This window comes from Pantoea sp. WEP (genome assembly GCF_041678305.1).
Taxonomy (GTDB): Bacteria; Pseudomonadota; Gammaproteobacteria; order Enterobacterales; family Enterobacteriaceae; genus Pantoea; species Pantoea dispersa.
The window spans coordinates 374103-400391 of sequence record NZ_JBGNXB010000001.1; the positions used below are offsets into that span (position 1 = coordinate 374103).

At 54.7% G+C, this 26289-nt stretch carries 40 protein-coding genes and 1 pseudogene; 39 read left to right on the forward strand and 2 right to left on the reverse strand.

Annotation, left to right across the window (positions count from 1 at the left end):
• Window positions 1-9: 9 nt before the first annotated feature.
• From tauB to tauD, 3 genes are read left to right on the forward strand one after another with little or no spacing between them, the layout of a single operon-like run.
• Complete coding sequence (gene tauB / locus ABVR31_RS01670) at window positions 10-777, forward strand: taurine ABC transporter ATP-binding subunit (RefSeq protein ID WP_021507447.1); 768 nt, start codon at window positions 10-12, stop codon at window positions 775-777.
• Window positions 774-1604, forward strand: coding sequence for a taurine ABC transporter permease TauC (tauC, locus tag ABVR31_RS01675; protein WP_021507448.1), 831 nt, complete (start codon window positions 774-776; stop codon window positions 1602-1604). Before tauB ends, tauC begins: the two co-directional genes overlap by 4 nt.
• Window positions 1601-2440 (forward strand): taurine dioxygenase, encoded by an 840-nt coding sequence (gene tauD, locus ABVR31_RS01680; RefSeq protein ID WP_336701023.1) that lies wholly within the window; start codon window positions 1601-1603, stop codon window positions 2438-2440. Before tauC ends, tauD begins: the two co-directional genes overlap by 4 nt.
• A 189-nt stretch (window positions 2441-2629) precedes the next feature.
• Here the strand turns inward: tauD and ABVR31_RS01685 are convergent, their stop codons facing one another.
• Complete coding sequence (locus ABVR31_RS01685; RefSeq protein ID WP_104189617.1) at window positions 2630-4534, reverse strand: ABC transporter ATP-binding protein; 1905 nt, start codon at window positions 4532-4534, stop codon at window positions 2630-2632.
• A 114-nt stretch (window positions 4535-4648) separates the two neighbouring features.
• Between ABVR31_RS01685 and kefG the strand changes: the two genes are divergently transcribed.
• The 4 genes from kefG (at window position 4649) to slyD (ending at window position 8000) form a co-directional block, all read left to right on the forward strand.
• On the forward strand, window positions 4649-5200 hold the full coding sequence (gene kefG, locus ABVR31_RS01690; protein WP_021507451.1) for a glutathione-regulated potassium-efflux system ancillary protein KefG: 552 nt from the start codon (window positions 4649-4651) through the stop codon (window positions 5198-5200).
• On the forward strand, window positions 5200-7002 hold the full coding sequence (gene kefB / locus ABVR31_RS01695) for a glutathione-regulated potassium-efflux system protein KefB (RefSeq protein WP_021507452.1): 1803 nt from the start codon (window positions 5200-5202) through the stop codon (window positions 7000-7002). The genes kefG and kefB overlap by 1 nt, the downstream gene beginning before the upstream one ends.
• 44 nt (window positions 7003-7046) lie before the next feature.
• Window positions 7047-7241: a YheV family putative zinc ribbon protein gene (locus ABVR31_RS01700; protein WP_021507453.1), complete on the forward strand. Its 195-nt coding sequence runs from the start codon at window positions 7047-7049 to the stop codon at window positions 7239-7241.
• 195 nt (window positions 7242-7436) lie between these two features.
• Window positions 7437-8000, forward strand: a complete 564-nt coding sequence (slyD, locus tag ABVR31_RS01705; protein WP_021507454.1) for a peptidylprolyl isomerase — start codon at window positions 7437-7439, stop codon at window positions 7998-8000.
• Between the two features lie 55 nt (window positions 8001-8055).
• Here slyD and ABVR31_RS01710 read toward each other — a convergent pair whose 3' ends face one another.
• Window positions 8056-8274 carry a SlyX family protein gene (locus ABVR31_RS01710; protein ID WP_010616434.1) on the reverse strand — a complete coding sequence of 73 codons (219 nt, stop codon included), beginning with the start codon at window positions 8272-8274 and terminating at the stop codon, window positions 8056-8058.
• 280 nt (window positions 8275-8554) lie between these two features.
• On the opposite strand from ABVR31_RS01710, the gene fkpA reads away from it, so the two are divergent.
• The 32 genes and pseudogenes from fkpA to rplO all read left to right on the forward strand — a co-directional run bounded on the left by fkpA (window position 8555) and on the right by rplO (window position 26286).
• The gene (gene fkpA / locus ABVR31_RS01715; protein WP_021507456.1) at window positions 8555-9385 is read left to right on the forward strand and encodes an FKBP-type peptidyl-prolyl cis-trans isomerase; all 831 of its coding nucleotides are present in this window, start codon (window positions 8555-8557) and stop codon (window positions 9383-9385) included.
• A gap of 186 nt (window positions 9386-9571) precedes the next feature.
• Window positions 9572-10294 carry a transcriptional regulator gene (locus ABVR31_RS01720; protein ID WP_021507457.1) on the forward strand — a complete coding sequence of 241 codons (723 nt, stop codon included), beginning with the start codon at window positions 9572-9574 and terminating at the stop codon, window positions 10292-10294.
• Window positions 10294-10680 carry a sulfurtransferase complex subunit TusD gene (tusD, locus tag ABVR31_RS01725; RefSeq protein ID WP_215480628.1) on the forward strand — a complete coding sequence of 129 codons (387 nt, stop codon included), beginning with the start codon at window positions 10294-10296 and terminating at the stop codon, window positions 10678-10680. The genes ABVR31_RS01720 and tusD overlap by 1 nt, the downstream gene beginning before the upstream one ends.
• The gene (gene tusC, locus ABVR31_RS01730) at window positions 10680-11039 is read left to right on the forward strand and encodes a sulfurtransferase complex subunit TusC (protein ID WP_215480627.1); all 360 of its coding nucleotides are present in this window, start codon (window positions 10680-10682) and stop codon (window positions 11037-11039) included. The genes tusD and tusC overlap by 1 nt, the downstream gene beginning before the upstream one ends.
• 9 nt (window positions 11040-11048) lie before the next feature.
• Window positions 11049-11336 carry a sulfurtransferase complex subunit TusB gene (tusB, locus tag ABVR31_RS01735; RefSeq protein ID WP_021507460.1) on the forward strand — a complete coding sequence of 96 codons (288 nt, stop codon included), beginning with the start codon at window positions 11049-11051 and terminating at the stop codon, window positions 11334-11336.
• 124 nt (window positions 11337-11460) lie between these two features.
• The gene (gene rpsL / locus ABVR31_RS01740) at window positions 11461-11835 is read left to right on the forward strand and encodes a 30S ribosomal protein S12 (RefSeq protein WP_010616440.1); all 375 of its coding nucleotides are present in this window, start codon (window positions 11461-11463) and stop codon (window positions 11833-11835) included.
• Between the two features lie 96 nt (window positions 11836-11931).
• Window positions 11932-12402, forward strand: a complete 471-nt coding sequence (rpsG, locus tag ABVR31_RS01745; protein ID WP_007886246.1) for a 30S ribosomal protein S7 — start codon at window positions 11932-11934, stop codon at window positions 12400-12402.
• Between the two features lie 93 nt (window positions 12403-12495).
• Window positions 12496-14610, forward strand: a complete 2115-nt coding sequence (fusA, locus tag ABVR31_RS01750; RefSeq protein ID WP_021507461.1) for an elongation factor G — start codon at window positions 12496-12498, stop codon at window positions 14608-14610.
• A 69-nt stretch (window positions 14611-14679) separates the two neighbouring features.
• Complete coding sequence (gene tuf, locus ABVR31_RS01755) at window positions 14680-15864, forward strand: elongation factor Tu (protein WP_136545556.1); 1185 nt, start codon at window positions 14680-14682, stop codon at window positions 15862-15864.
• A gap of 176 nt (window positions 15865-16040) precedes the next feature.
• Window positions 16041-16235, forward strand: coding sequence for a bacterioferritin-associated ferredoxin (bfd, locus tag ABVR31_RS01760; RefSeq protein ID WP_372771734.1), 195 nt, complete (start codon window positions 16041-16043; stop codon window positions 16233-16235).
• A gap of 103 nt (window positions 16236-16338) precedes the next feature.
• On the forward strand, window positions 16339-16821 hold the full coding sequence (gene bfr, locus ABVR31_RS01765; protein WP_021508213.1) for a bacterioferritin: 483 nt from the start codon (window positions 16339-16341) through the stop codon (window positions 16819-16821).
• Between the two features lie 306 nt (window positions 16822-17127).
• Window positions 17128-17440: pseudogene (gene rpsJ, locus ABVR31_RS01770) on the forward strand (30S ribosomal protein S10).
• 32 nt (window positions 17441-17472) lie between these two features.
• On the forward strand, window positions 17473-18099 hold the full coding sequence (gene rplC, locus ABVR31_RS01775) for a 50S ribosomal protein L3 (protein ID WP_021508214.1): 627 nt from the start codon (window positions 17473-17475) through the stop codon (window positions 18097-18099).
• Between the two features lie 10 nt (window positions 18100-18109).
• Complete coding sequence (gene rplD, locus ABVR31_RS01780) at window positions 18110-18715, forward strand: 50S ribosomal protein L4 (RefSeq protein ID WP_021508215.1); 606 nt, start codon at window positions 18110-18112, stop codon at window positions 18713-18715.
• Window positions 18712-19014, forward strand: a complete 303-nt coding sequence (gene rplW / locus ABVR31_RS01785) for a 50S ribosomal protein L23 (RefSeq protein ID WP_010618574.1) — start codon at window positions 18712-18714, stop codon at window positions 19012-19014. Before rplD ends, rplW begins: the two co-directional genes overlap by 4 nt.
• 17 nt (window positions 19015-19031) lie before the next feature.
• A complete protein-coding gene (gene rplB / locus ABVR31_RS01790; protein ID WP_010618573.1) occupies window positions 19032-19853 on the forward strand; it encodes a 50S ribosomal protein L2 in 822 nt (273 codons plus the stop codon).
• Between the two features lie 16 nt (window positions 19854-19869).
• Window positions 19870-20148 carry a 30S ribosomal protein S19 gene (gene rpsS / locus ABVR31_RS01795; RefSeq protein WP_001138115.1) on the forward strand — a complete coding sequence of 93 codons (279 nt, stop codon included), beginning with the start codon at window positions 19870-19872 and terminating at the stop codon, window positions 20146-20148.
• A gap of 13 nt (window positions 20149-20161) precedes the next feature.
• A complete protein-coding gene (gene rplV / locus ABVR31_RS01800; RefSeq protein WP_007891659.1) occupies window positions 20162-20494 on the forward strand; it encodes a 50S ribosomal protein L22 in 333 nt (110 codons plus the stop codon).
• A gap of 17 nt (window positions 20495-20511) precedes the next feature.
• Window positions 20512-21210, forward strand: a complete 699-nt coding sequence (gene rpsC / locus ABVR31_RS01805) for a 30S ribosomal protein S3 (protein WP_021508216.1) — start codon at window positions 20512-20514, stop codon at window positions 21208-21210.
• A gap of 12 nt (window positions 21211-21222) precedes the next feature.
• On the forward strand, window positions 21223-21633 hold the full coding sequence (rplP, locus tag ABVR31_RS01810; protein WP_002438716.1) for a 50S ribosomal protein L16: 411 nt from the start codon (window positions 21223-21225) through the stop codon (window positions 21631-21633).
• Window positions 21633-21821, forward strand: a complete 189-nt coding sequence (rpmC, locus tag ABVR31_RS01815; RefSeq protein WP_021508217.1) for a 50S ribosomal protein L29 — start codon at window positions 21633-21635, stop codon at window positions 21819-21821. Before rplP ends, rpmC begins: the two co-directional genes overlap by 1 nt.
• Window positions 21821-22075, forward strand: a complete 255-nt coding sequence (gene rpsQ, locus ABVR31_RS01820) for a 30S ribosomal protein S17 (protein ID WP_010618568.1) — start codon at window positions 21821-21823, stop codon at window positions 22073-22075. The genes rpmC and rpsQ overlap by 1 nt, the downstream gene beginning before the upstream one ends.
• 168 nt (window positions 22076-22243) lie before the next feature.
• Window positions 22244-22615, forward strand: coding sequence for a 50S ribosomal protein L14 (gene rplN / locus ABVR31_RS01825; protein ID WP_006120590.1), 372 nt, complete (start codon window positions 22244-22246; stop codon window positions 22613-22615).
• Window positions 22616-22625: 10 nt separating this feature from the next.
• Entirely contained in the window at window positions 22626-22940 is a 315-nt protein-coding gene (gene rplX / locus ABVR31_RS01830; protein WP_021508218.1) for a 50S ribosomal protein L24, read from the forward strand.
• Between the two features lie 14 nt (window positions 22941-22954).
• On the forward strand, window positions 22955-23494 hold the full coding sequence (gene rplE / locus ABVR31_RS01835) for a 50S ribosomal protein L5 (protein WP_013510763.1): 540 nt from the start codon (window positions 22955-22957) through the stop codon (window positions 23492-23494).
• A 14-nt stretch (window positions 23495-23508) separates the two neighbouring features.
• Complete coding sequence (gene rpsN / locus ABVR31_RS01840) at window positions 23509-23814, forward strand: 30S ribosomal protein S14 (RefSeq protein WP_010618564.1); 306 nt, start codon at window positions 23509-23511, stop codon at window positions 23812-23814.
• Between the two features lie 32 nt (window positions 23815-23846).
• Window positions 23847-24239: a 30S ribosomal protein S8 gene (gene rpsH, locus ABVR31_RS01845; protein ID WP_021508220.1), complete on the forward strand. Its 393-nt coding sequence runs from the start codon at window positions 23847-23849 to the stop codon at window positions 24237-24239.
• Between the two features lie 12 nt (window positions 24240-24251).
• Window positions 24252-24785: a 50S ribosomal protein L6 gene (rplF, locus tag ABVR31_RS01850; RefSeq protein ID WP_007891676.1), complete on the forward strand. Its 534-nt coding sequence runs from the start codon at window positions 24252-24254 to the stop codon at window positions 24783-24785.
• 9 nt (window positions 24786-24794) lie between these two features.
• The gene (gene rplR, locus ABVR31_RS01855) at window positions 24795-25148 is read left to right on the forward strand and encodes a 50S ribosomal protein L18 (protein ID WP_013510760.1); all 354 of its coding nucleotides are present in this window, start codon (window positions 24795-24797) and stop codon (window positions 25146-25148) included.
• Between the two features lie 14 nt (window positions 25149-25162).
• Entirely contained in the window at window positions 25163-25663 is a 501-nt protein-coding gene (gene rpsE / locus ABVR31_RS01860; protein WP_010618560.1) for a 30S ribosomal protein S5, read from the forward strand.
• 5 nt (window positions 25664-25668) lie between these two features.
• Complete coding sequence (rpmD, locus tag ABVR31_RS01865; RefSeq protein WP_013510758.1) at window positions 25669-25848, forward strand: 50S ribosomal protein L30; 180 nt, start codon at window positions 25669-25671, stop codon at window positions 25846-25848.
• 3 nt (window positions 25849-25851) lie between these two features.
• Window positions 25852-26286 carry a 50S ribosomal protein L15 gene (rplO, locus tag ABVR31_RS01870; RefSeq protein ID WP_021508221.1) on the forward strand — a complete coding sequence of 145 codons (435 nt, stop codon included), beginning with the start codon at window positions 25852-25854 and terminating at the stop codon, window positions 26284-26286.
• Window positions 26287-26289: the final 3 nt, after the last annotated feature.

A 26289-nucleotide genomic window follows, 5' to 3' on the forward strand; every position in this document is an offset into this window, starting at 1 on the left:
GGAGGCCTTATGCTCAGCATCACCCATCTCAACGCACGTTACGCCGGACAACCGGCGCTGCAGGATATCAATCTGCAGCTGGCCAGCCGCGAATTGCTGGTGGTGCTGGGGCCGTCCGGCTGTGGCAAAACCACGCTGCTGAACTTGATCGCCGGCTTTCTGCCGCTGGAGTCCGGCAGTATCACGCTGGATGGCAAGCCGGTACGCGGACCGGGCGCAGAGCGCGGCGTGGTCTTTCAGAACGAAGGGCTACTGCCGTGGCGTAACGTTATCGATAACGTGGCGTTCGGCCTGCAGCTGGCGGGCATGGCAAAAGCTGAACGGCACGCGATCGCCCGCCGTCTGATCCGTAAGGTCGGGCTCGAGGGCGCAGAGAAGCGTTTTATCTGGCAGCTCTCTGGGGGTCAGCGTCAGCGCGTGGGGATTGCCCGTGCGCTGGCCGCTGATCCGCAGCTGCTGCTGTTAGATGAGCCGTTCGGTGCGCTGGATGCCTTCACGCGCGAGCAGATGCAGACGCTGCTGCTGACGTTATGGCGCGATACCGGCAAGCAGATTCTGCTGATCACCCATGACATCGAAGAAGCCGTCTTTCTCGCCAGCGAACTGGTGCTGCTGTCGCCGGGTCCGGGTCGCGTAGTGGAACGCCTGAAGCTCGACTTTGGCCAGCGCTTCGCCGCAGGCGAGCCGTGCCGCAGCATCAAATCCGATCCGGCATTTATCGAACGACGTGAGTATGTCCTGAACCAGGTGTTCGCGCAGCGGGAGGCGTTTGTATGAGTGCCGTTATTGATGACAAGCGCCGGACGTCCCGCGTTCGTCGCCTGCGCTGGCCCTTTTCCCGCCAGCTGTCGCTGAGCCTGCTGAGCGTGGCCGTGCTGCTGCTGCTGTGGTGGGGGGTGACCGCGCTGGGGCTGATTGCGCCCTTGTTTCTGCCGCCGCCGCAGCAGGTGCTGCATAAGCTGCTGGTTATTGCTGGTCCGCAGGGTTTTATGGATGCCACGCTATGGCAGCACCTTGGTGCCAGCCTGACGCGCATGCTGGTGGCGCTGTTCTTTGCCGCACTGATCGGCATTCCGGTGGGCATTGCTATGGGGCTTAGCCCGGCGGTGCGCGGGCTGCTCGATCCGCTTATTGAACTCTATCGACCGGTGCCGCCGCTGGCCTATTTGCCGCTGATGGTGATTTGGTTTGGCATTGGCGAAACTTCAAAGATTTTACTGATTTATCTGGCAATTTTCGCGCCGGTGACTTTGTCTACCCTGGCCGGCGTGAAGAATACGCAGCAGGTGCGGATCCGTGCGGCTCAGGCGCTGGGGGCGACGCGCGGGCAGCTGCTGCGTTTTGTCATTCTGCCCGGAGCGTTGCCGGAGATTCTCACCGGTCTGCGCATCGGTCTTGGTGTGGGCTGGTCCACGCTGGTGGCGGCTGAACTGATTGCCGCGACGCGCGGACTGGGCTTTATGGTGCAGTCGGCTGGGGAGTTTCTCGCCACCGATGTGGTGCTGGCGGGCATCGCGGTGATCGCCCTGATTGCCTTTAGTTTAGAACTGGGTTTACGTGCGCTACAGCGCCGACTGACCCCCTGGAATGGAGAACAGCAATGAACGAACGAGTGAATTTTACCGCGCTGGGTCCGTATATCGGGGCGCAGGTCAGCGATGTCGATCTCAGCCGTCCGCTGAGTGACGCGCAGTTTGAGCAGCTTTACCACGGTCTGCTGCGTCATCAGGTGCTGTTTCTGCGCGATCAGCGCATTACGCCGGAGCAGCAGCGCGCGCTGGCGATCCGCTTCGGCGATCTGCACATTCATCCGGTTTATCCGCATGCCGAAGGCGTTGAAGAGATTATCGTGCTGGATACGCATCAGGATAATCCGCCGGACAATGATAACTGGCATACCGACGTCACCTTTATTCAGACGCCGCCGGCGATCGCTATTCTGGCCTCAAAGCTGCTGCCGGAGAGCGGTGGCGATACGCTGTGGACCAGCGGGATTGCCGCTTACGAGGCGCTGTCAGAGCCGTTCAAACAGCTGCTGAGTGGCCTGCAGGCGGAGCACGACTTTAAGAAATCGTTCCAGGAGTATAAGTACCGTAAGACGGAAGAGGAGCATCAGCGCTGGCAGCAGGCCGTGGCGAAGCATCCGCCGGTGCAGCATCCGGTGATCCGCACCCATCCGGTGAGCGGACGCAAGGCGCTGTTTGTTAATGAAGGTTTTACCACCAGGCTGCTGGGCGTAAGCGAGAAGGAGAGTGAGGCGCTGCTGGGCTATCTGTTTGCGCACGCCACCAAACCGGAGTTTCAGGTGCGCTGGCGCTGGCAGCCGAACGACGTGGCAATCTGGGATAACCGCGTGACGCAGCATTATGCCAACGCGGATTATTATCCGGCGCGGCGCGTGATGCATCGCGCGACGGTGTTAGGGGATATGCCGGTGTGATTTCGGAGCGTGGATTGCCCTCACCCCAACCCTCTCCCGCCAGCGGGAGAGGGGGCCGACCATGCGTAGCCGGTAAGGCGGATTAAGGTTTGTTCCCTCTCCCGGGGGAGGAGGCTGTTCCAGCGCGGGAGTAAGGTTTATTCCCTCTCCCTATGGGAGAGGGTCAGGGTGAGGGCATCATCGCGCACCTTACCCCGCGAGCATCTGCTCCAGCTGCTCCTGCGCCTCCAGCCACGCCATTTCGACCTCTTCCAGCGCCGATTTGCTCTCCGCCTGGCGCTGCAGGGCGGCGGTTAAATCGGCCTTACGGCTCTGCTCGTAAATGGCGCTGTCGGCCAGCTGTGCTTCGGCTTCGCTGAGCTGTGTCTGCCATTTGGCCATCTGCTTCTCCAGCTTTTCGATCTCTTTGCGCAGCGGCTGCGTCTGCGCGCGCAGCTCGGCGTCGCGGCGCTTCTGATCTTTGCGGGACTGCGCGCTGTTGGCGTTGTCCTGCTTCGGCGCGGCATCCTGCTGCGTTTCCTGCTTCTGCAGGTCGCTCAGCCACTGCTGATAATCGTCCAGATCGCCCTCGAACACGTCCACTTTGCGGTCGTGCACCAGGTAAAGATCGTCGGTGGTCGAACGCAGAAGATGACGATCGTGCGACACCACCACCAGTGCGCCTTCAAAGTCGATCAGCGCTTCGGTCAGCGCCTGGCGCATATCCAAATCGAGGTGGTTGGTCGGTTCGTCGAGCAGCAGCAGATTCGGCCGCTGCCAGACGATCAGCGCCAGCACCAGCCGCGCTTTCTCGCCACCGGAAAAACGCTCGGTGGCTTCGCTGACTTTATCGCCCTGGAAACCAAAGCCGCCCAGGTAGTCACGCAGCTGCTGCTCCAGCGTTTTCGGGGCGATGCGCGCCAGATGCTGCAGCGGCGACTCATCGGCGCGCAGATACTCAAGCTGATGCTGCGCGAAGTAACCCAGCTTGATCCCTTTCGCCAGACCCACCTTGCCCGCCAGCGGCTCCAGCTCGCCCGCCAGCAGTTTGATCAGCGTGGACTTACCGGCGCCGTTACGCCCCAGCAGGCCGATGCGTGAGCCCGGCACCAGGTTGAGTTTGATGGCATCCAGAATCACCCGCTCACCGTACCCCGCCGAAACCTGCTCCATTTTCAGGATTGGGTTAGGCAGACTCTCCGGCGCGCGGAAGCTGAAGCTGAACGGGTTATCGACGTGCGCTGGGGCAATCAGCTCCATGCGCTCCAGCATCTTGATGCGGCTCTGCGCCTGTTTGGCTTTGGTGGCCTGCGCGCGGAAGCGATCGATGTACTTTTGCAGGTGGGTGACTTTTTCCTGCTGGCTCTGGTACAGCGCCTGCTGCTGCGCCAGTTTGGCTACGCGCTGACGCTCGAACGAGCTGTAGTTGCCGGTGTATTCGAACATCGTCTGCTGTTCGATATGGATGATTTTGTCCACCACCGGGTCGAGGAAGTCGCGGTCGTGCGAGATCAGGATCAGCGTGCCGGTATAGCTCTTCAGCCAGCGCTCCAGCCAGATCACCGCGTCGAGATCGAGGTGGTTAGTCGGTTCATCGAGCAGCAGCAGGTCGGAACGGCATACCAGCGCCTGAGCAAGGTTGAGACGCATACGCCAGCCGCCGGAGAAATCGCTCACCGGCCGCATTAATTGTTCCTGGCTGAAGCCCAATCCGTGCAGCAGACTGGCGGCGCGTGCGTGTATGCTCCACGCCTGTATAGCGTCCAGCTTGCCGTGCAGCAGCGCAATGGCGTTGCCATCGTCGCGCGCATTGGCTGCCGCTAATTCGGATTCGAGCTGACGATATTCGCGGTCGCCGTCGATAACATATTCCAGCGCGGCTTTACTCAGCGCCGGGGTTTCCTGATTCACCCACGCCAGCGCCCAGTTGCCGGGAAAGGTGACGTTGCCGGCATCGCTGCTGATTTCACCCTTCAGCAGTGACAGCAGCGTGGATTTACCGCAGCCGTTTTTACCCACCAGGCCGACTTTTTGCCCCGGGTTAATGGTGGCCGTTGCGTTATCCAGCAGCACATTAGTGCCGCGACGGATTTGTAATGCGGAAAAGACAATCATAAGCGCCGTATCGTCAGAATATGTTAATTTATCGGCAACATAATTCGATAATGTTTGTTGCGTCGAGCATGGTAGCGGAATTCCGCCGCGGTGACGACGCTTTGGAGGGGAACGATGTCGCAGCCGCCCAAAATATTGCTGCTTTATGCCCATCCGGAATCACAGGATTCGATTGCTAATCGGGTTTTGCTGCAGTCGGCTATGGAACTGGACCACGTCACGGTGCACGATTTATACGCCCACTATCCGGATTTCTTTATTGATATTCATTACGAGCAGCAACTGCTGCGCGACCATCAAATCGTGGTGTTTCAGCATCCACTTTATACCTATAGCTGTCCGGCACTGCTGAAAGAGTGGCTGGATCGCGTGCTGTCGCGCGGCTTTGCCAGTGGGCAGGACGGTAATGCGCTGGAAGGCAAATACTGGCGCAGCGTGGTGACCACCGGTGAGCCGGAGACGGCGTATCACCACAGCGGCCTCAATCGCTACCCGATGAGCGACATTATGCGACCGTTTGAGCTGACGGCGCAGATGTGTCGCATGCACTGGCTGACGCCGATGGTAATTTACTGGGCGCGTCGTCAGACACCCGAGGTGCTGCGCAACTTTGCGCGCGCCTATGGCGACTGGCTGGCGTCACCGCTGCCGAACGGAGGAGTGTGATGCAAGGCGAAACGTTACTCACCGCCGGCGTGATTTATCTGGTGGCGGCGGTGCTGGTGGTGCCGATTGCCGCCCGGCTCGGCATTGGTGCGGTGCTGGGCTATCTGCTGGCCGGTATCGCCATCGGTCCGTGGGGACTGGGCTTCATCAGCGATGTGGACGAGATTCTGCACTTCTCGGAGCTTGGCGTGGTGTTCCTGATGTTCATCATCGGGCTGGAGCTGAACCCGGCCAAGCTGTGGGCGCTGCGGCGCTCTATTTTTGGCGTCGGTGCCGCGCAGGTGCTGGTTTCGGCAGCGATTCTCGGCGTGCTGCTGTGGCTGACCGACTTCAGCTGGCAGGCCGCGGTGATTGGCGGTATTGGCCTGGCGATGTCCTCGACCGCCATGGCGCTGCAGCTGATGCGCGACAAAGGCATGAACCGCAGCGAAGCGGGGCAGCTGGGCTTCTCAGTGCTGCTGTTCCAGGACCTGGCGGTGATTCCGGCGCTGGCGCTGGTGCCGCTGCTGGCCGGCAGCGACAGTGGCCACGTTGACTGGCTCAAGGTGGGCATGAAGGTGCTGGCGTTCGCCGGTATGCTGGTGGGCGGACGCTATTTGCTGCGGCCGATTTTCCGTTTCATTGCCGCGTCCGGCGTGCGGGAAGTGTTTACCGCCGCCTCGCTGCTGCTGGTGCTCGGTTCCGCGCTGTTTATGGATGCGCTGGGCCTGTCGATGGCGCTGGGGACGTTCATCGCCGGTATTCTGCTGGCAGAGAGTGAGTATCGCCACGAACTGGAAGTGGCCATTGAACCGTTTAAAGGGTTGCTGCTCGGGCTGTTCTTTATTTCGGTGGGCATGGCGCTCAACCTCGGCGTGCTTTATACCCACATCCTCGAAATTCTGATCGGCGTGGTACTGCTGGTGGCGGTGAAAACGCTGGTGCTCTATGTGCTGGCGCGCATTTATGGTCTGCGCAGTTCGGAGCGTCTGCAGTTTGCCGGCGTGCTGAGTCAGGGCGGTGAATTCGCCTTCGTGCTGTTTTCGGCGGCGTCGTCGGCAAAACTGTTCAGCGGCGATCAGCTGCCGCTGCTGCTGGTCACGGTGACGCTGTCGATGATGACCACGCCGCTGCTGATGCAGGGCGTGGATAAGATTCTGGCGCGCCGCTTCAACGAACCGGAAGAGGACGGCGAAAAGCCGTTTGTCGAGGACGATCAGCCCCAGGTGATTGTGGTGGGCTTTGGCCGTTTTGGTCAGGTGGTCGGGCGTTTGCTGATGGCCAACAACAAGCGCATCACCGTGCTGGAGCGCGATATCTCGGCGGTCAGCCTGATGCGCAAATATGGCTACAAGGTTTACTATGGCGATGCCACCGAGCTCGAGCTGCTGCGTGCCGCCGGCGCGGAGAATGCGCAGTCGATTGTCATTACCTGTAACGATCCGGAAGATTCGATGACCATCGTGCACTTGTGCCAGCAGCACTTCCCGCAGCTGGAGATTCTGGCGCGGGCGCGCGGTCGTGTCGAGGCGCATGAGCTGCTGCAGGCGGGCGTCACGCTGTTCTCGCGTGAAACCTTCTCCAGTGCGCTGGAGTTAGGCCGCAAAGCGCTGATATCGCTGGGTATGCATCCGCATCAGGCGCAGCGCGCGCAGCAGCACTTCCGCCGGCTGGATATGCGCATGCTGCGTGAGCTGGTGCCGAGCCACGACGACAGCGTGCAGGTTTCACGCGTGCGTGAGGCGCGACGCGAGCTGGAGGACATTTTCCAGCGTGAAATGCAGCATGAAAAACGGCAGTTTGACGGCTGGGATGATGAGTAAGGCTACACTTAACGTATCCGTTCTGATAACGGGCAGGAAAGACTATGCGTAAACGTTTTATTGCCGGTGCGGTTTGTCCGCACTGTCAGGAGAAAGACACGCTGGCGATGTGGCGTGAAAACAATGTCGATGTGGTGGAGTGCGTGAAGTGCGGCCACCAGATGCGTGAGGCGGACAAGCAGGCGCGCGATCAGGTTCGCAGCACTGAGCAAGTGATTGGCATTTTTCATCCGGAGTAGCGCGATGGCGCAGCTTTTTTTAAGCTTAGCCTTACAGCGGTATTGAATTCCGCTACAATCGGCGCCATTAACGCTGAGCAGTATGGTCCAACAGCACTGTTGGCATCCTCAGTACTGAACCTTTCTGGTTGGTTATTGCACGCGAGAATAGACCAATGAGACGGGATTCTTTGTTCTCAACGGTTAGGAGATATCATGAAAGTAGCAAAAGACCTGGTGGTGAGCCTGGCGTATCAGGTTCGTACCGAAGACGGTGTGTTGGTTGACGAGTCACCGGTGAGTGCGCCGTTGGATTATCTGCACGGTCATGGTTCCCTGATTTCTGGTCTGGAAAAAGCGCTGGAAAATCACGCGGTCGGCGACAAGTTTGACGTGCATATCCCGGCAAACGATGCGTACGGCCAGTACGATGACAACCTGGTGCAGCGTGTACCGAAAGACGTGTTCATGGGCGTTGACGAGCTGCAGGTTGGCATGCGCTTCCTGGCAGAAACCGACCAGGGCCCGGTGCCGGTCGAGATCACCGAAGTGGAAGATGAGCACGTGGTGGTTGACGGTAACCACATGCTGGCGGGTCAGAACCTGAACTTCAATGTAGAAGTGGTTGCTATCCGTGAAGCCACGGAAGAAGAGATCGCTCACGGCCACGTTCATGGCGCTGACGGCCATCATCACGATCATGACCACGACCATGGTCACGATCATGAGCACGGTCACGGCGGCTGCGGCGGCCACGGTGGTTGTGGCTGCAACCACTAAGCGTAAAAAGGCCACCTGCGGGTGGCCTTTTTATTGGGCAGCAAAGCACGCGATGTTAATAGTGCGGCGGCGGGGTCTCTTCCGCTTGCGAAGCGACCATGGACGGGGCGGCGGCCTTCACTTTATCCACCAGCAGACGCACCTGCTCACGCAGTTTACTCATTTCCAGCTCGTGCTGAACCACCGTCTGATTGAGCTGCTCAATGGTATGTTCCTGGAAAGCCAGTTTGCTCTCCAGCGCCTCAAGGCGTTGATCCCATTCTGGTTGTTGCATCATCACTCCTCCTGTCACGGTGCTGCGCGTTGATCTTGTCGGGCGTGATTCTACGGTCTTTCGTGTCAGAATCACCTGATATTTCACCTTCGGTCTGGCGTATGCATTGAATTCCCGCGTTGCGCCTATATCTCTGATGAAACTTCCTGAAGCAAAAAAGGTCGGAGGTTGACCGGGTAATTACACTGTGGGAGTGTTCGCCACTGCCACGTAAAGTTATAGTGTGGGCCACTGTCCGCAATGATTCCCGAGGTTTTGAAGCTTCGGTTTTGGAGAAAGGATGAAATCACTGTTTAAAGTCACATTGTTAGCTACCACCATGGCCGTCGCGCTGAATGCACCGCTGGCAATGGCAGCAGAAACCACTGCGGCACCGGCTGACGCAGCGCAGGCTGCGCCACAGGCGCCGAAAAATGCTGCCTTCAAAAACGAAGACCAGCAGTCAGCCTATGCGCTGGGCGCCTCCCTGGGTCGCTACATGGACAACTCTCTGAAGGAGCAGGAGAAACTGGGTATCAAACTGGACAAAGACCAGCTGATTGCCGGTGTTCAGGATGCGTTTGGCGGCAAGAGCAAGCTGTCTGACGAAGAAATTGAGCAGACGCTGCAGGCGTTTGAAGGCCGCGTGAAAGGGGCCGCTCAGGCGAAGATGGAAAAAGACGCGAAAGAGAATGCCGACAAAGGCACCGCTTACGCGGACAAGTTCGCCAAAGAGAAGGGCGTGAAGAAAACCGAATCTGGCCTGCTGTATCAGGTAGAGAAAGAGGGCAGCGGTGAGACCCCGAAAGACAGCGATACCGTAGTGGTTAACTACAAAGGTACGCTGATTGACGGCACCGAGTTCGACAACTCTTACACGCGCGGCGAGCCGCTGTCGTTCCGTCTGGACGGCGTAATCCCGGGCTGGACCGAAGGTCTGAAGCACGTGAAGAAAGGCGGTAAGATCAAGCTGGTGATCCCACCGAACCTGGCTTACGGCAAAAACGGCGTGCCGGGTATTCCGGCCAACTCCACGCTGGTGTTCGATGTTGAGCTGCTCGACATCAAGCCGGCGCCGAAAGCCGATGAGAAAGCGCAGGCTCCGGCCGCCGCTGACAAGAAAGCGCAGTAAGCTGACTTGCACCGCCGCCTTCGGGCGGCGGTTTTGTTTTCGCTCATCCTGAATTTGCGGCGCGATGAGTAAAGCTCTGGCTAAAAACGGCGACATTTGCCAGACTAGCGCCTGCACAATGATCATAAGATGAGTCTGCCCCAATGCTGTCGAGACAGGCTCCAGCCATTTAGGGTAATGTCTTCGATGTCTAATCCATTCAATCCCGGCGAACTGACTGACTTCGATTTACTGGAGCAGCGTCCGTTCGAACAAGCAGACTACGATATTCTTAAATCCTACGAAGCGGTGGTCGACGGTCTGGCGATGCTGATTGGCTCGCACTGCGAAATCGTGCTGCACTCTCTGGAAGATCTTAAATGCTCCGCCGTGCGTATCGCCAACGGCGAACATACCGGCCGCAAAGTGGGTTCCCCGATTACCGATCTGGCGCTGCGCATGCTGCATGATATGCACGGCGCGGAGAGCAATGTGTCGCGCGCCTACTTCACGCGGGCCAAAAGTGGCGTGCTGATGAAGTCGGTAACCATTGCGATTCGTAACCGGCAGCAGCGGGTGATTGGCCTGCTGTGCATCAATATGAACCTGGACGTACCGTTTTCGCAGATTATGTCGACGTTCATGCCGCCGGAGACGCAGCAGGTGGATTCCAACGTCAACTTTGCCAGCTCGGTAGAGGATCTGGTCACCCAGACGCTGGAGTTCACTATTGAAGAGGTGAGCGCCGATCGCAACGTGTCGAATAACGCCAAGAATCGCCAGATCGTCCTCAATCTGTACGAGAAGGGCATTTTCGATATCAAGGACGCCATTAACCAGGTGGCCGATCGCCTCAATATTTCTAAGCACACCGTGTATCTGTATATCCGCCAGTTTAAGAGTGGCGATCTGCAGGGGCAGGATCGCTAATGCGCTACACGCTGCTGGTGACCGGGCCGGCTTACGGCACACAGCACGCCAGTAGCGCGCTGCTGTTTGCCCGTGCGCTGCTGGCGCAGGGACATCAGCTGGAAAGCGTGTTCTTTTACCGCGAAGGCGTGCTGAATGCTAACCAGCTCAGCGCGCCGGCCAGCGATGAAGTGGACATGGTGCGCGCCTGGCAGCAGCTGCGCGACAACAGTGGCGCGGCGCTGAATATCTGTGTGGCAGCCGCGTTGCGGCGCGGCGTGACCGATGCGCAGGAGGCGGCACGCCTGCAGCTGGCGGGCAGCAATCTGCAGCCCGGATTTACTCTTAGCGGCCTGGGCGCGCTGGCGGAAGCCGCGCTGAGCTGCGATCGCCTGGTGCAGTTCTGATGAACCGCGTGGCGTTTCTGTTTACGCAGGCTCCGCACGGCAGCAGTGCTGGCCGGGAAGGGCTGGATGCCGTGCTGGCGACCGGCGCGCTGAGCGAGGACATCGGCCTGTTCTTTATTGGCGACGGCGTGCTGCAGCTCAACCGCGATCAGCAGCCGGCGCTGATTCTGGCGCGTGACTATATTGCGACCTTTGGCGTGCTGGCGCTATACGACATCGATCGCTGCTATATCTGTCAGGCGTCTCTGCTGGCACGTGGCCAGAGTCTCACGGCAGCGCGCGTGCTGGATGCGCAGCTGCTGGAACCTGCCGCGCTGCGCCAGACGCTGGCAACTTATGACCGTATCCTCCGTTTCTGAGAACTGACCATGCTCTACACCCTGCTGCACTCTCCCTGGCAATGCGATTTCGATAGCCTGCTGCTGCTGTTGCAGGAGGGCGATGACGTGCTGCTGTTACAGGATGGTGTGACGGCCGCGCTGGCAGGCAGTCAGAAGCTGCAGCAGCTGCTGGCGTCGCCCGCCACGCTGTGGGTATTAGAAGAAGACGTGATGGCGCGCGGGCTGACTGCGCAAATTTCGACCAATGTGTCGCGTCTGAACTATACTGGTTTCGTTACGCTGACGACGAAGCACCCACAACAAGTGGCCTGGTGAAGGGTAAAACCTGGTTATTTCTTGACACCCTATGGGCACAGCCCTAAAATTCTGCCTCCTCGTAGTAATACGAGGCGATTTATTACGTGTTTACGAAGCAAAAGCTAAATCCAGGAGCTATTTAATGGCAACAGTTAACCAGCTGGTTCGCAAACCACGCGTTCGTCAGGTTGCTAAAAGCAACGTGCCGGCGCTGGAAGCTTGCCCGCAAAAACGTGGTGTTTGTACTCGTGTTTACACCACTACCCCGAAAAAACCAAACTCCGCACTGCGTAAAGTCTGCCGTGTGCGTTTGACTAACGGTTTTGAAGTCACCTCCTACATCGGCGGTGAAGGTCATAACCTGCAGGAGCACTCCGTGATCCTGATCCGTGGCGGTCGTGTAAAAGACCTGCCAGGTGTGCGTTACCACACCGTTCGTGGCGCGCTGGACTGCTCAGGTGTTAAAGACCGTAAGCAGGCTCGCTCCAAGTACGGCGTGAAGAAGCCAAAGGCTTAATGGTTCTCCGTTAAGTAAGGCCAAACGTTTTAACTTTAATGTCAAAATAAACTCGTAGAGTTTTGGACAATCCTGAATTAACAACGGAGTATTTCCATGCCACGTCGTCGCGTCATTGGTCAGCGTAAAATTCTGCCGGATCCTAAGTTCGGATCAGAGCTGCTGGCTAAATTTGTAAATATCCTGATGGTAGATGGTAAAAAATCTACTGCTGAATCAATCGTCTATACCGCACTTGATACCCTGGCTCAACGTGCTGGTAAAGATGGTCTGGAAGCTTTCGAAGTTGCACTCGAAAACGTACGTCCGACTGTCGAAGTTAAGTCACGTCGCGTTGGTGGTTCAACCTACCAGGTTCCAGTTGAAGTCCGTCCGGTTCGTCGTAATGCCCTGGCAATGCGTTGGATCGTAGAAGCTGCTCGTAAACGCGGTGATAAATCGATGGCTCTCCGCCTGGCGAACGAACTTTCTGACGCTGCAGAAAACAAAGGTACTGCAGTGAAGAAACGTGAAGACGTTCACCGTATGGCTGAAGCCAACAAGGCGTTCGCACACTACCGCTGGTAATCGCCACGTAGTTGTTGTTAAACCAGCGGGCGCTCATTCAGCCAACCCGCTGGGGTCGACTTACATTGAACGTCCGAGAATCAGAGGAATCAAATGGCTCGTACAACACCCATTGCGCGCTACCGTAACATCGGTATCAGCGCACACATTGACGCCGGTAAAACCACTACCACCGAGCGTATCCTGTTCTACACCGGTGTTAACCACAAAATCGGTGAAGTGCACGATGGCGCTGCAACCATGGACTGGATGGCGCAGGAGCAGGAGCGTGGTATTACCATCACCTCTGCAGCGACCACTGCGTTCTGGTCAGGTATGGCGAAGCAGTTTGAGCCGCACCGCATCAACATCATCGACACCCCGGGACACGTTGACTTCACCATCGAAGTAGAACGTTCTATGCGTGTGCTCGACGGCGCAGTAATGGTTTACTGTGCAGTAGGTGGCGTGCAGCCGCAGTCTGAAACCGTATGGCGTCAGGCAAACAAATATAAAGTTCCACGTATCGCGTTCGTTAACAAAATGGACCGTATGGGTGCGAACTTCCTGAAAGTTGTTGGTCAGATCGAATCACGTCTGGGCGCGACTCCGGTTCCACTGCAGCTGGCTATCGGCGCAGAAGAGAACTTCACCGGTGTTGTTGACCTGATCAAGATGAAAGAGATCAACTGGAACGACGCCGATCAGGGTACTACCTTCGTTTACGAAGATATCCGTGCTGAGTTGCAGGAACTGGCTGAAGAGTGGCGTGGCAAGCTGATTGAAGCAGCTGCTGAAGCTTCTGAAGAGCTGATGGAGAAATTCTTTAGCGGTGAAGAACTGTCTGAAGAAGAGATCAAATCTGCTCTGCGTAAGCGCGTACTGAACAACGAGATCATCCTCGTGACCTGTGGTTCTGCATTTAAGAACAAAGGTGTTCAGGCGATGCTGGATGCAGTGGTTGAATATCTGCCAGCACCAACTGACGTTCCGGCGATCAACGGTATCCTGGACGACGGTAAAGATACCCCGGCTGAGCGTCACGCAACTGACGACGAGCCGTTCTCTGCGCTGGCGTTCAAAATTGCCAACGACCCGTTCGTAGGTAACCTGACCTTCTTCCGCGTTTACTCGGGTGTGGTTAACTCGGGCGATACCGTACTGAACTCCGTGAAATCTGCACGTGAGCGTTTCGGTCGTATCGTTCAGATGCACGCCAACAAACGTGAAGAGATCAGCGAAGTTCGCGCAGGTGACATCGCTGCAGCAATCGGTCTGAAAGACGTGATCACCGGTGATACCCTGTGTGATCCATCTAACCCGATCATTCTGGAGCGTATGGAATTCCCTGAGCCGGTAATTTCTATCGCCGTTGAGCCGAAAACCAAAGCTGACCAGGAAAAAATGGGTCTGGCTCTGGGTCGTCTGGCGAAAGAAGACCCGTCATTCCGCGTATGGACTGACGAAGAGTCTAACCAGACCATCATCGCTGGTATGGGTGAGCTGCACCTCGACATCATCGTTGACCGCATGAAGCGTGAATTCAACGTTGAAGCGAACGTCGGTAAACCTCAGGTTGCTTACCGCGAAGCGATTCGCTCTAAAGTTACCGATATCGAAGGTAAACACGCCAAGCAGTCTGGTGGTCGTGGTCAGTACGGTCATGTTGTTATCGACATGTACCCACTGGAGCCGGGTTCGAATCCGAAAGGCTACGAATTTGTCAACGATATCAAAGGTGGTGTGATTCCTGGTGAATACATCCCTGCGGTTGATAAAGGTATCCAGGAGCAGCTGAAGTCTGGTCCACTGGCCGGTTACCCGGTAGTTGACCTGGGCGTGCGACTGCACTTCGGTTCTTACCATGACGTTGACTCCTCTGAGCTGGCGTTTAAACTGGCCGCTTCTATCGCCTTCAAAGATGGCTTTAAGAAAGCACAGCCGGTTCTGCTTGAGCCAATCATGAAGGTTGAAGTAGAAACACCAGAAGAGAACACCGGTGACGTTATCGGTGACCTGAGCCGCCGTCGTGGTATGCTGAAAGGTCAGGAATCTAACGCGACTGGCGTTCAGATTCACGCTGAAGTTCCGCTGTCTGAAATGTTCGGATACGCGACTCAGTTGCGTTCTCTGACCAAAGGCCGTGCTTCTTACTCCATGGAGTTCCTGAAGTACGATGATGCGCCGAACAACGTCGCTCAGGCCGTTATTGAAGCTCGTAGCAAATAAGGCTACGGTTTAAAAATTGTGAACTGATGCCTTCATCACTGATGAAGGCATAACGTAAGGATTATCGCCATGGCGAAAGAGCAATTTCAACGTAACAAACTGCACGTAAACGTGGGCACCATCGGTCACGTTGACCACGGTAAAACCACCCTGACTGCAGCCATCACCACCGTTCTGGCTAAAACCTACGGCGGCCAGGCTCGTGCATTCGATCAGATCGATAACGCGCCAGAAGAGAAGGCTCGTGGTATCACCATCAACACCTCTCACGTTGAATATGAAACCCCGTCCCGTCACTACGCACACGTTGACTGCCCAGGCCACGCCGACTATGTGAAAAACATGATCACCGGTGCTGCGCAGATGGACGGCGCGATCCTGGTTGTTGCTGCGACTGATGGCCCAATGCCTCAGACCCGTGAGCACATCCTGCTGGGCCGTCAGGTTGGCGTTCCTTACATCATCGTGTTCCTGAACAAGTGTGACATGGTTGATGACGAAGAGCTGCTGGAACTGGTTGAGATGGAAGTTCGCGATCTGCTGTCTCAGTACGACTTCCCAGGCGACGATACCCCAATCGTACGCGGTTCTGCGCTGAAAGCGCTGGAAGGCGACGCTGAGTGGGAAGCGAAAGTCGTTGAGCTGGCTGGTCACCTGGATACTTACATTCCAGATCCAGTACGTGCTATCGATCTGCCGTTCCTGCTGCCAATCGAAGACGTATTCTCAATCTCTGGCCGTGGTACCGTTGTTACCGGTCGTGTTGAGCGCGGCATCGTGAAAGTGGGCGACGAAGTAGAAATCGTTGGTATCAAAGCGACTGCCAAGTCTACCTGTACCGGTGTTGAAATGTTCCGCAAACTGCTGGACCAGGGTCAGGCAGGCGAGAACTGTGGTGTTCTGCTGCGCGGTATCAAGCGTGAAGAGATCCAGCGTGGTCAGGTTCTGGCTAAGCCAGGCACCATCAAGCCACACACCAAGTTCGTATCAGAAGTGTACGTACTGTCTAAAGACGAAGGCGGCCGTCATACTCCGTTCTTCAAAGGCTACCGTCCACAGTTCTACTTCCGTACTACTGATGTGACCGGCAATATCGAACTGCCAGAAGGCGTTGAGATGGTAATGCCAGGCGACAACATTAAAATGACCGTTGAGCTGATCCACCCAATCGCGATGGACCAGGGTCTGCGTTTCGCAATCCGCGAAGGCGGCCGTACCGTTGGCGCGGGCGTTGTTGCTGAAGTTCTCGCTTAATTGCGTTAATAACGGTGGTAACTCCGGTTGCCACCGCAGCATGAAAAAGAGCACTTCGGTGCTCTTTTTTTTGCTTTGCATTGACCGGCACGCCTAATCCCACACAAAAGCTACGTTGAAATAAAAACCATTCTCATTTACACTTTGATCAGAAATTGTACTGGAGTGGGCTGTAAATGTACGTCTGTCTGTGTAATGCCGTAAGCGATCGAACCCTGCGTGAAGTTGTCCGCCGTTATCAACCCAAATCGATTCAGCAACTGCGCCAGCTGGTGCCTGTCGGCAAGCAGTGCGGCAAGTGTATTCGCGTGGCGCGCGAGATTATGAATGATGAAATGCAAAACGTGCCGCTTTACAAAGAGATAGCGTAACTACGCATCCGCTTCGCCTGAATAACCCCAAAAACTGTCGCGTTTTTTTGACTTCTTTTTATCCGCATCTACGCTCTATTTATCTGCAAGCGGAGGAAGCAAAATGAAGGGCGACGGCAAAATCATTACTCACCTCAATAAATTGCTGGGAAATGAACTGGTTGCAATCAATCAGTACTTTCTACATGCGCGCATGTTCAAAAACTGGGGCCTGATACGCCTCAACGATGTCGAATACCATGAATCCATTGATGAAATGAAACATGCGGATAAGTACATCGAGCGCATTTTGTTTCTCGAAGGCATTCCTAATCTGCAGGATCTCGGCCGGCTGCGCATTGGTGAAGACGTACCGGAAATGCTGCAGTCGGACCTGACGCTCGAACTGGAAGGGGCGAAAGACTTACGCGAGGCGATTGCGTACGCCGATAAAGTTCATGATTACGTCAGCCGCGACATGATGATCGAGATTCTGGCAGATGAAGAGCACCATATCGACTGGCTGGAAACTGAGCTCGACCTGATTCAGAAATTGGGTCTGCAAAACTATCTGCAGGCCCAGCTGAAAGAAGAGGGCGATAAGTAGCGTTTGCCGTGCCGTTCCACCTGTTGATTGCAGCCCGCCCCGTGCGGGCTTTTTTACTGGTGCGCGCTTTTGCGGTTAAAAACGCAGCATGGGTTGCTTCCTGAACAGATTTGCGTATAATGCGCGGGCCTGCCGATATTGGTGTGGCGCGATTCGAGCAGAATCGCAGGCGATAGCGATTAGTGTATCGCCTGACAATACTCCCGATTGGGGAGTTATATGCTGAACGATTACACTCCCCCATCAATCGTAATGGGTGCGGGTAGTAATTTTTTTCGTTTATAAAATGTTTGGAGCCTTGGTCTCATGTCGAACCAAAGAATCCGTATCCGTCTTAAAGCGTTTGATCATCGCCTGATCGATCAATCAACCGCGGAAATCGTCGAGACTGCCAAGCGCACTGGTGCGCAGGTACGTGGTCCGATCCCGCTGCCGACTCGCAAAGAGCGCTTCACCCGTTCTGATCTCTCCGCACGTTAACAAAGATGCGCGTGATCAGTACGAAATCCGCACTCACAAGCGTCTGGTAGACATCGTTGAGCCAACTGAAAAAACCGTTGATGCTCTGATGCGTCTGGATCTGGCTGCCGGTGTTGACGTGCAGATCAGCCTGGGTTAATCAGGTCATCGAGCGATTGAGAGGTTGATACAATGATTGGTTTAGTCGGTAAAAAAGTGGGCATGACGCGCATCTTCACTGAAGAAGGCGTTTCAATCCCAGTAACCGTAATCGAAGTTGAAGCAAACCGCGTTACCCAGGTCAAAGGTCTGGAAAACGATGGTTACCAGGCGATCCAGGTTACCACCGGTGCGAAAAAAGCAAACCGTGTTGGTAAGCCGGAAGCAGGTCATTTTGCTAAAGCTGGCGTTGAAGCTGGCCGTGGTCTGTGGGAATTCCGCACCGAAGGTGAAGAATACTCTGTTGGCCAGAGCATCAGTGTTGAAATTTTCGCTGACGTTAAAAAAGTAGACGTTACCGGTACCTCTAAAGGTAAAGGTTTCGCTGGTACCGTTAAGCGCTGGAACTTCCGTACCCAGGACGCTACACACGGTAACTCCTTGTCTCACCGCGTTCCGGGTTCAATCGGTCAGAACCAGACTCCGGGCAAAGTGTTCAAAGGCAAGAAAATGGCTGGTCAGCTGGGTAATGAGCGCGTAACCGTTCAGAGCCTGGAAGTAGTACGTGTTGACGCTGAGCGCAACCTGCTGCTGGTCAAAGGTGCTGTCCCGGGTGCAACCGGCAGCGACCTGATTGTTAAACCAGCTGTGAAGGCGTAAGGGGATAGCAATGGAATTAGTACTGAAAGACGCGCAGAGCGCGCTGACTGTTTCCGAAACTACCTTCGGTCGTGATTTCAACGAAGCGCTGGTTCACCAGGTTGTTGTTGCTTACGCTGCAGGTGCTCGTCAGGGTACTCGCGCGCAGAAAACTCGTGCTGAAGTAACTGGTTCAGGCAAAAAGCCATGGCGTCAGAAAGGCACCGGCCGTGCGCGTTCAGGTTCTATCAAGAGCCCGATCTGGCGTTCAGGTGGCGTGACCTTCGCTGCGCGTCCACAGGACCACAGTCAAAAAGTTAACAAAAAGATGTACCGCGGCGCGCTGAAAAGCATCCTGTCCGAGCTGGTACGTCAGGACCGTCTGATCGTTGTCGAGTCGTTCTCTGTTGAAGCGCCTAAAACTAAGCTGCTGGTACAGAAACTGAAAGACATGGCGCTGGAAGACGTGCTGATCATCACCGGTGAACTGGATGAGAATCTGTTCCTGGCTGCGCGTAACCTGTACAAGGTTGACGTGCGTGATGCAGCGGGTATCGACCCAGTTAGCCTGATCGCCTTCGACAAAGTCGTTATGACTGCAGAAGCAGTTAAGCAAGTTGAGGAGATGCTGGCATGATCCGTGAAGAACGTCTGCTGAAAGTACTGCGCGCGCCGCACGTATCTGAAAAAGCATCAACCGCGATGGAAAAAACCAATACCATCGTTCTCAAAGTTGCCAAAGACGCGACCAAAGCAGAGATCGTTGCTGCTGTTGAGAAACTGTTCGAAGTAGAAGTGAAAGACGTAAACACCCTGGTTGTTAAGGGTAAAGTTAAGCGTCACGGACAGCGTATCGGTCGTCGTAGCGACTGGAAAAAAGCTTACGTCACCCTGAAAGAAGGCCAGAACCTGGACTTCGTCGGCGGCGCTGAGTAAGTCGGAGGAGAAAGACAATGGCAGTTGTTAAATGTAAACCGACATCTCCGGGTCGTCGTCACGTTGTTAAAGTGGTGAACCCTGAGCTGCACAAAGGCAAGCCTTTTGCCGCGCTGGTTGAAAAAAACAGCAAATCCGGTGGTCGTAACAACAATGGTCGTATCACTACCCGTCATATCGGTGGTGGTCACAAGCAGGCTTACCGTATTGTTGACTTCAAACGCAACAAAGATGGTATCCCGGCAGTTGTTGAGCGTCTTGAGTACGATCCGAACCGTTCTGCGAACATCGCACTGGTTCTGTACAAAGATGGCGAGCGCCGTTACATCCTGGCCCCTAAAGGCCTGAAAGCTGGCGACCAGATTCAGTCTGGCGTTGATGCTGCGATCAAAGCAGGTAACACCCTGCCGATGCGTAACATCCCGGTTGGTTCAACCGTGCACAACGTAGAAATGAAACCAGGTAAAGGCGGTCAGATTGCCCGTTCTGCTGGTGCTTACGTGCAGATCGTTGCGCGTGAAGGTTCCTACGTTACCCTGCGTCTGCGTTCAGGCGAAATGCGTAAAGTCGAAGCTGACTGCCGCGCAACCCTGGGCGAAGTCGGTAACGCTGAGCACATGCTGCGCGTTCTGGGTAAAGCCGGTGCAACCCGTTGGCGTGGTGTTCGTCCTACCGTTCGCGGTACTGCGATGAACCCAGTCGATCACCCGCACGGTGGTGGTGAAGGTCGTAACTTTGGTAAGCACCCGGTAACTCCGTGGGGCGTTCAGACCAAAGGTAAGAAGACCCGTAGCAACAAGCGTACTGATAAATTTATCGTACGTCGCCGTAGCAAATAATTTTAGAGGATAAGCCATGCCACGTTCTCTCAAGAAAGGTCCTTTTATTGACCTGCACTTGCTGAAGAAGGTAGAGAAAGCGGTGGAAAGCGGTGACAAGAAGCCCCTGCGCACTTGGTCCCGTCGTTCAACGATCTTCCCTAACATGATCGGTTTGACCATCGCTGTCCATAATGGTCGTCAGCACGTTCCTGTCTTTGTTTCCGACGAAATGGTCGGCCACAAGCTGGGTGAATTTGCACCGACACGTACTTATCGCGGCCACGCTGCTGATAAGAAAGCCAAGAAGAAATAAGTAGGAGGAAGAGATGGAAACTATTGCTCAACATCGCCATGCTCGTTCTTCTGCTCAGAAGGTTCGCCTTGTTGCTGACCTGATTCGCGGTAAGAAAGTGTCGCAGGCTCTGGATATTCTGACTTACACCAACAAGAAAGCGGCTGTACTGGTTAAGAAAGTCCTGGAATCTGCCATTGCTAACGCCGAACACAACGATGGCGCTGATATCGACGATCTGAAAGTTGCGAAAATTTTCGTAGATGAAGGCCCTAGCATGAAGCGCATTATGCCGCGTGCTAAAGGTCGTGCAGATCGCATCCTGAAGCGCACCAGCCACATTACTGTGGTTGTGTCCGATCGCTGAGACTCTGGAGACTAGCAATGGGTCAGAAAGTACATCCTAATGGTATTCGCCTGGGTATTGTAAAACCATGGAACTCTACCTGGTTTGCGAACACCAAAGAATTCGCTGACAACCTGGACAGCGACTTTAAAGTACGTCAGTTCCTGAACAAAGAACTGGCAAAAGCGTCTGTATCTCGCATCGTTATCGAGCGTCCGGCTAAGAGCATCCGTGTGACCATTCACACCGCTCGCCCGGGTATCGTTATCGGTAAAAAAGGTGAAGACGTTGAAAAACTGCGCACGGTCGTAGCGAACATCGCTGGCGTTCCTGCACAGATCAATATCGCCGAAGTCCGTAAACCGGAACTGGACGCAAAACTGGTTGCTGACAGCATCACTTCACAGCTGGAGCGTCGTGTGATGTTCCGTCGTGCGATGAAGCGTGCTGTACAGAACGCAATGCGTCTGGGCGCTAAAGGTATCAAAGTTGAAGTTAGCGGCCGTCTGGGCGGTGCTGAGATCGCACGTACCGAATGGTACCGTGAAGGTCGTGTACCGCTGCACACTCTGCGTGCTGACATTGACTACAACACCTCTGAAGCGCACACCACTTATGGTGTAATCGGCGTTAAGGTATGGATCTTCAAAGGTGAGATCCTGGGTGGTATGGCTGCTGTTGAACAACCGGAACCGGCTGCTCAACCTAAAAAGCAGCAGCGTAAAGGCCGTAAGTAAGGAGAGTCGCTGATGTTACAACCAAAGCGTACGAAATTCCGTAAAGTGCACAAAGGCCGTAACCGCGGTCTGGCGCAGGGTACGGATGTTAGCTTCGGTACTTTCGGTCTGAAAGCTGTTGGCCGTGGTCGTCTGACTGCTCGTCAGATCGAAGCAGCACGTCGTGCTATGACCCGTGCAGTTAAGCGTCAAGGTAAGATTTGGATCCGTGTATTCCCGGACAAACCAATCACCGAGAAGCCGCTGGAAGTGCGTATGGGTAAAGGTAAGGGTAACGTGGAGTATTGGGTTGCCCTGATCCAGCCTGGTAAAGTCCTGTATGAAATGGACGGTGTACCGGAAGAGCTGGCCCGTGAAGCATTCAAGCTGGCAGCAGCAAAACTGCCTATCAAAACCACCTTTGTAACTAAGACGGTGATGTAATGAAAGCAACTGAGCTGCGTGAAAAAAGCGTTGAAGAGCTGAACACTGAGCTGCTTAACCTCCTGCGCGAGCAGTTTAACCTGCGCATGCAGGCAGCATCTGGCCAGCTGCAGCAGACCCATCTGCTGAAGCAAGTTCGCCGTGATGTTGCACGCGTTAAGACTTTACTGACTGAGAAGGCGGCGTAATGACCGATAAAATCCGTACTCTGCAGGGTCGTGTTGTTAGTGACAAAATGCAGAAATCTGCTGTTGTTGCTATCGAGCGTTTCGTGAAGCACCCGATCTACGGTAAATTCATTAAGCGTACGACTAAGCTGCACATCCATGACGAGAACAACGAGTGTGGAATTGGTGACGTGGTTGAAATCCGCGAAACCCGTCCACTGTCCAAGACTAAGTCCTGGACTCTGGTTCGCGTTGTAGAGAAAGCGATTCTGTAATAGAATCCGCTTCCTCTAAAAACAAAATGAACGGCTCTATGGAGCCGTTCATTTTTTCTACCCATCTGCGAGAACCGGTGTTATAATGCCGCGCCCTCAATTATGGGGCTTTTTAACGACCTGAGGTTTGGGTCCCGAAGTAGTAGTTGACATTAGCGGAGCACTAAAATGATCCAAGAACAGACTATGCTGAACGTCGCCGACAACTCCGGTGCACGTCGCGTAATGTGTATCAAGGTTCTGGGTGGCTCGCACCGTCGCTACGCAGGCGTCGGCGATATCATCAAAGTGACCATCAAGGAAGCAATTCCGCGTGGCAAGGTGAAAAAAGGTGATGTCCTGAAAGCGGTAGTGGTGCGCACCAGGAAGGGTGTTCGTCGCCCGGACGGTTCTGTCATTCGCTTCGATGGTAATGCATGCGTTATTCTGAACAATAACAGCGAGCAGCCTATCGGAACGCGTATTTTTGGGCCGGTAACTCGTGAACTTCGTACTGAAAAGTTCATGAAAATTATCTCTCTGGCACCAGAAGTACTCTAAGGAGCGAACAATGGCAGCGAAAATCCGTCGTAACGACGAAGTTATCGTGCTTACCGGTAAAGACAAAGGTAAACGCGGTAAAGTAAAGAATGTCCTGACTTCTGGTAAGGTCATCGTTGAAGGTATCAACCTGGTTAAGAAACACCAGAAGCCGGTTCCGGCTCTGAACCAACCAGGCGGCATCGTTGAAAAAGAAGCTGCTATTCAGGTTTCTAACGTTGCAATCTTCAATGCGGCAACCGGCAAGGCTGACCGTGTAGGCTTTAGATTCGAAGACGGTAAAAAAGTCCGTTTCTTCAAGTCTAACAGCGAAACTATCAAGTAATTTGGAGTAGTACGATGGCGAAACTGCATGATTACTACAAAGACGAAGTAGTCCAGAAACTCATGACAGAGTTTGGCTACAATTCTGTCATGCAAGTCCCTCGGGTCGAGAAGATCACCCTGAACATGGGTGTTGGTGAAGCGATCGCTGACAAGAAACTGCTGGATAACGCAGCAGCTGACCTGGCAGCAATCTCCGGTCAAAAACCGCTGATCACCAAAGCACGCAAATCAGTTGCAGGCTTCAAAATCCGTCAGGGCTATCCGATCGGCTGTAAAGTAACTCTGCGTGGCGAGCGCATGTGGGAGTTCTTTGAGCGTCTGATCACTATTGCTGTACCGCGTATCCGTGACTTCCGTGGTCTGTCCGCGAAGTCTTTCGACGGTCGTGGTAACTACAGCATGGGCGTTCGTGAGCAGATCATCTTCCCAGAAATCGACTACGACAAAGTCGATCGCGTTCGTGGTTTGGATATCACCATTACCACTACTGCGAAATCTGATGATGAAGGCCGTGCTCTGCTGGCTGCCTTTGACTTCCCGTTCCGCAAGTAAGGTAGGGTTACTTAATGGCTAAGCAATCTATGAAAGCACGCGAAGTTAAGCGTGTGAAATTAGCAGACAAGTTCTTCGCAAAACGCGCTGAACTGAAAGCGATCATTTCTGATGTGAACGCATCCGACGAAGACCGTTGGAACGCCGTTCTCAAGCTGCAGAGTCTGCCGCGTGATTCCAGCCCTTCACGTCAGCGTAACCGCTGCCGTCAGACAGGTCGTCCGCACGGTTTCCTGCGGAAGTTTGGGTTGAGCCGTATCAAGGTCCGTGAAGCCGCTATGCGCGGTGAAATCCCGGGTCTGAAAAAGGCTAGCTGGTAATTGTCACCATTTGAATCACGGGAGTAACACAGATGAGCATGCAAGATCCGATCGCGGATATGCTGACCCGTATCCGTAACGGTCAGGCCGCGAACAAAGTTGCGGTCTCTATGCCTTCCTCCAAGCTGAAAGTGGCAATTGCCAACGTGCTGAAGGAAGAAGGCTATATTCAAGATTTTAAAATCGAAGGCGACATCAAGCCGGAACTGGAACTGACTCTTAAGTACTTCCAGGGTAAAGCTGTTGTAGAAAGCATTCAGCGTGTTAGCCGTCCAGGTCTGCGCATCTATAAGAAAAAAGATGAGCTGCCAAAAGTTATGGCCGGTCTGGGCATTGCTGTAATTTCTACCTCTAAAGGTGTCATGACTGATCGTGCAGCGCGCCAGGCTGGTCTTGGTGGCGAAATTATCTGCTACGTAGCGTAATCGGAGGATAAAATGTCTCGTGTTGCAAAAGCACCTGTCGTTGTTCCTGCCGGCGTAGAGGTAAAACTCAACGGTCAGGAAGTTTCGATCAAAGGCAAAAACGGCGAGCTGACTCGTACTATCAACAGTGCTGTAGAAGTTAAGCATGCAGACAACGCCCTGACTTTCGCTCCACGCGAAGGTTATGCGGATGGTTGGGCACAGGCAGGTACTGCCCGTGCGCTGCTGAACGGCATGGTTATCGGTGTTACCGAAGGCTTCACCAAGAAGCTGCAACTGGTTGGTGTTGGTTATCGTGCAGCTGTTAAAGGCAACTCTGTGAGTCTGGCCCTGGGCTTCTCTCACCCGGTTGACCATGCACTGCCGGCCGGCATCACTGCTGAATGTCCAACTCAGACTGAGATCGTGCTGAAAGGCGCTGATAAACAGCTGATTGGTCAGGTTGCAGCTGATCTGCGCGCCTACCGTCGTCCTGAGCCTTACAAAGGCAAGGGTGTTCGTTACGCCGACGAAGTCGTGCGTACCAAAGAGGCTAAGAAGAAGTAAGGTAACACTATGGATAAGAAATCTGCTCGTATCCGTCGTGCGACCCGTGCACGTCGCAAGCTCAAAGAGCTGGGTGCTACTCGCCTGGTGGTACATCGTACCCCGCGTCACATTTACGCACAGGTAATCGCCCCGAACGGTTCCGAAGTTCTGGTTGCTGCTTCTACTGTAGAAAAAGCTATCGCTGAACAACTGAAGTATACCGGTAACAAAGACGCCGCTGCAGCTGTAGGTAAAGCTCTGGCTGAGCGCGCTATCGAAAAAGGCATCAAAGATGTTTCTTTCGACCGTTCCGGTTTCCAATATCATGGTCGCGTCCAGGCACTTGCAGATGCTGCTCGTGAAGCTGGCCTTCAGTTCTAAGGTAGAGGTCTAAGATGGCACACATCGAGAAACAAGCTGGCGACCTGCAGGAAAAACTGATCGCGGTAAACCGTGTCTCTAAAACTGTGAAAGGTGGTCGTATTTTCTCCTTCACCGCTCTGACTGTAGTGGGTGATGGTAACGGCCGCGTTGGTTTTGGTTACGGTAAAGCGCGTGAAGTTCCAGCAGCGATCCAGAAAGCGATGGAAAAAGCTCGTCGCAATATGGTTAATGTCGCGCTGACTCACGGCACCCTGCAGCACCCGGTTAAAGGTGCGCACACGGGTTCTCGTGTGTTCATGCAGCCGGCTTCTGAAGGTACCGGTATCATCGCCGGCGGTGCAATGCGCGCCGTTCTGGAAGTCGCTGGAGTTCATAACGTTCTGGCTAAAGCCTATGGTTCCACCAACCCGATCAACGTGGTTCGTGCAACTATCGACGGCCTGGGCAATATGAAGTCTCCGGATATGGTTGCTGCCAAGCGTGGTAAATCCGTTGAAGAAATTCTGGGGTAATCACGATGGCTAAGACAATCAAAATTACACAAACCCGTAGCTCAATCGGCCGCCTGCCTAAGCACAAAGCCACTCTGGTTGGTCTGGGTCTGCGTCGTATTGGTCACACCGTTGAGCGTGAAGACACGCCAGCTGTACGCGGTATGATCAACGCGATTTCTTACATGCTGAAAGTGGAGGAGTAAGAGATGCGTTTAAACACTCTGTCTCCGGCCGAAGGGTCTAAACACGCTTCCAAGCGTCTGGGCCGTGGTATCGGTTCTGGCCTCGGTAAAACCGGCGGTCGTGGTCACAAAGGTCAGAAGTCTCGTTCTGGCGGTGGCGTACGTCGTGGTTTCGAGGGTGGTCAGATGCCTCTGTACCGTCGTCTGCCGAAGTTCGGCTTCACCTCGCGCAAATCATTCGTGACTGCAGAAGTGCGTCTGTCTGATCTGGCGAAAGTGGAAGGCGGTATCGTCGACCTGAACACGCTGAAAGCAGCTAACATCATCGGTGTACAGATTGAGTTCGCGAAAGTGATCCTGTCTGGTGAAGTATCTGCACCTGTTACGATTCGTGGTCTGCGTGTCACCAAAGGTGCTCGTGCTGCAATCGAAGCTGCTGGCGGTAAAATCGAGGAATAAGTA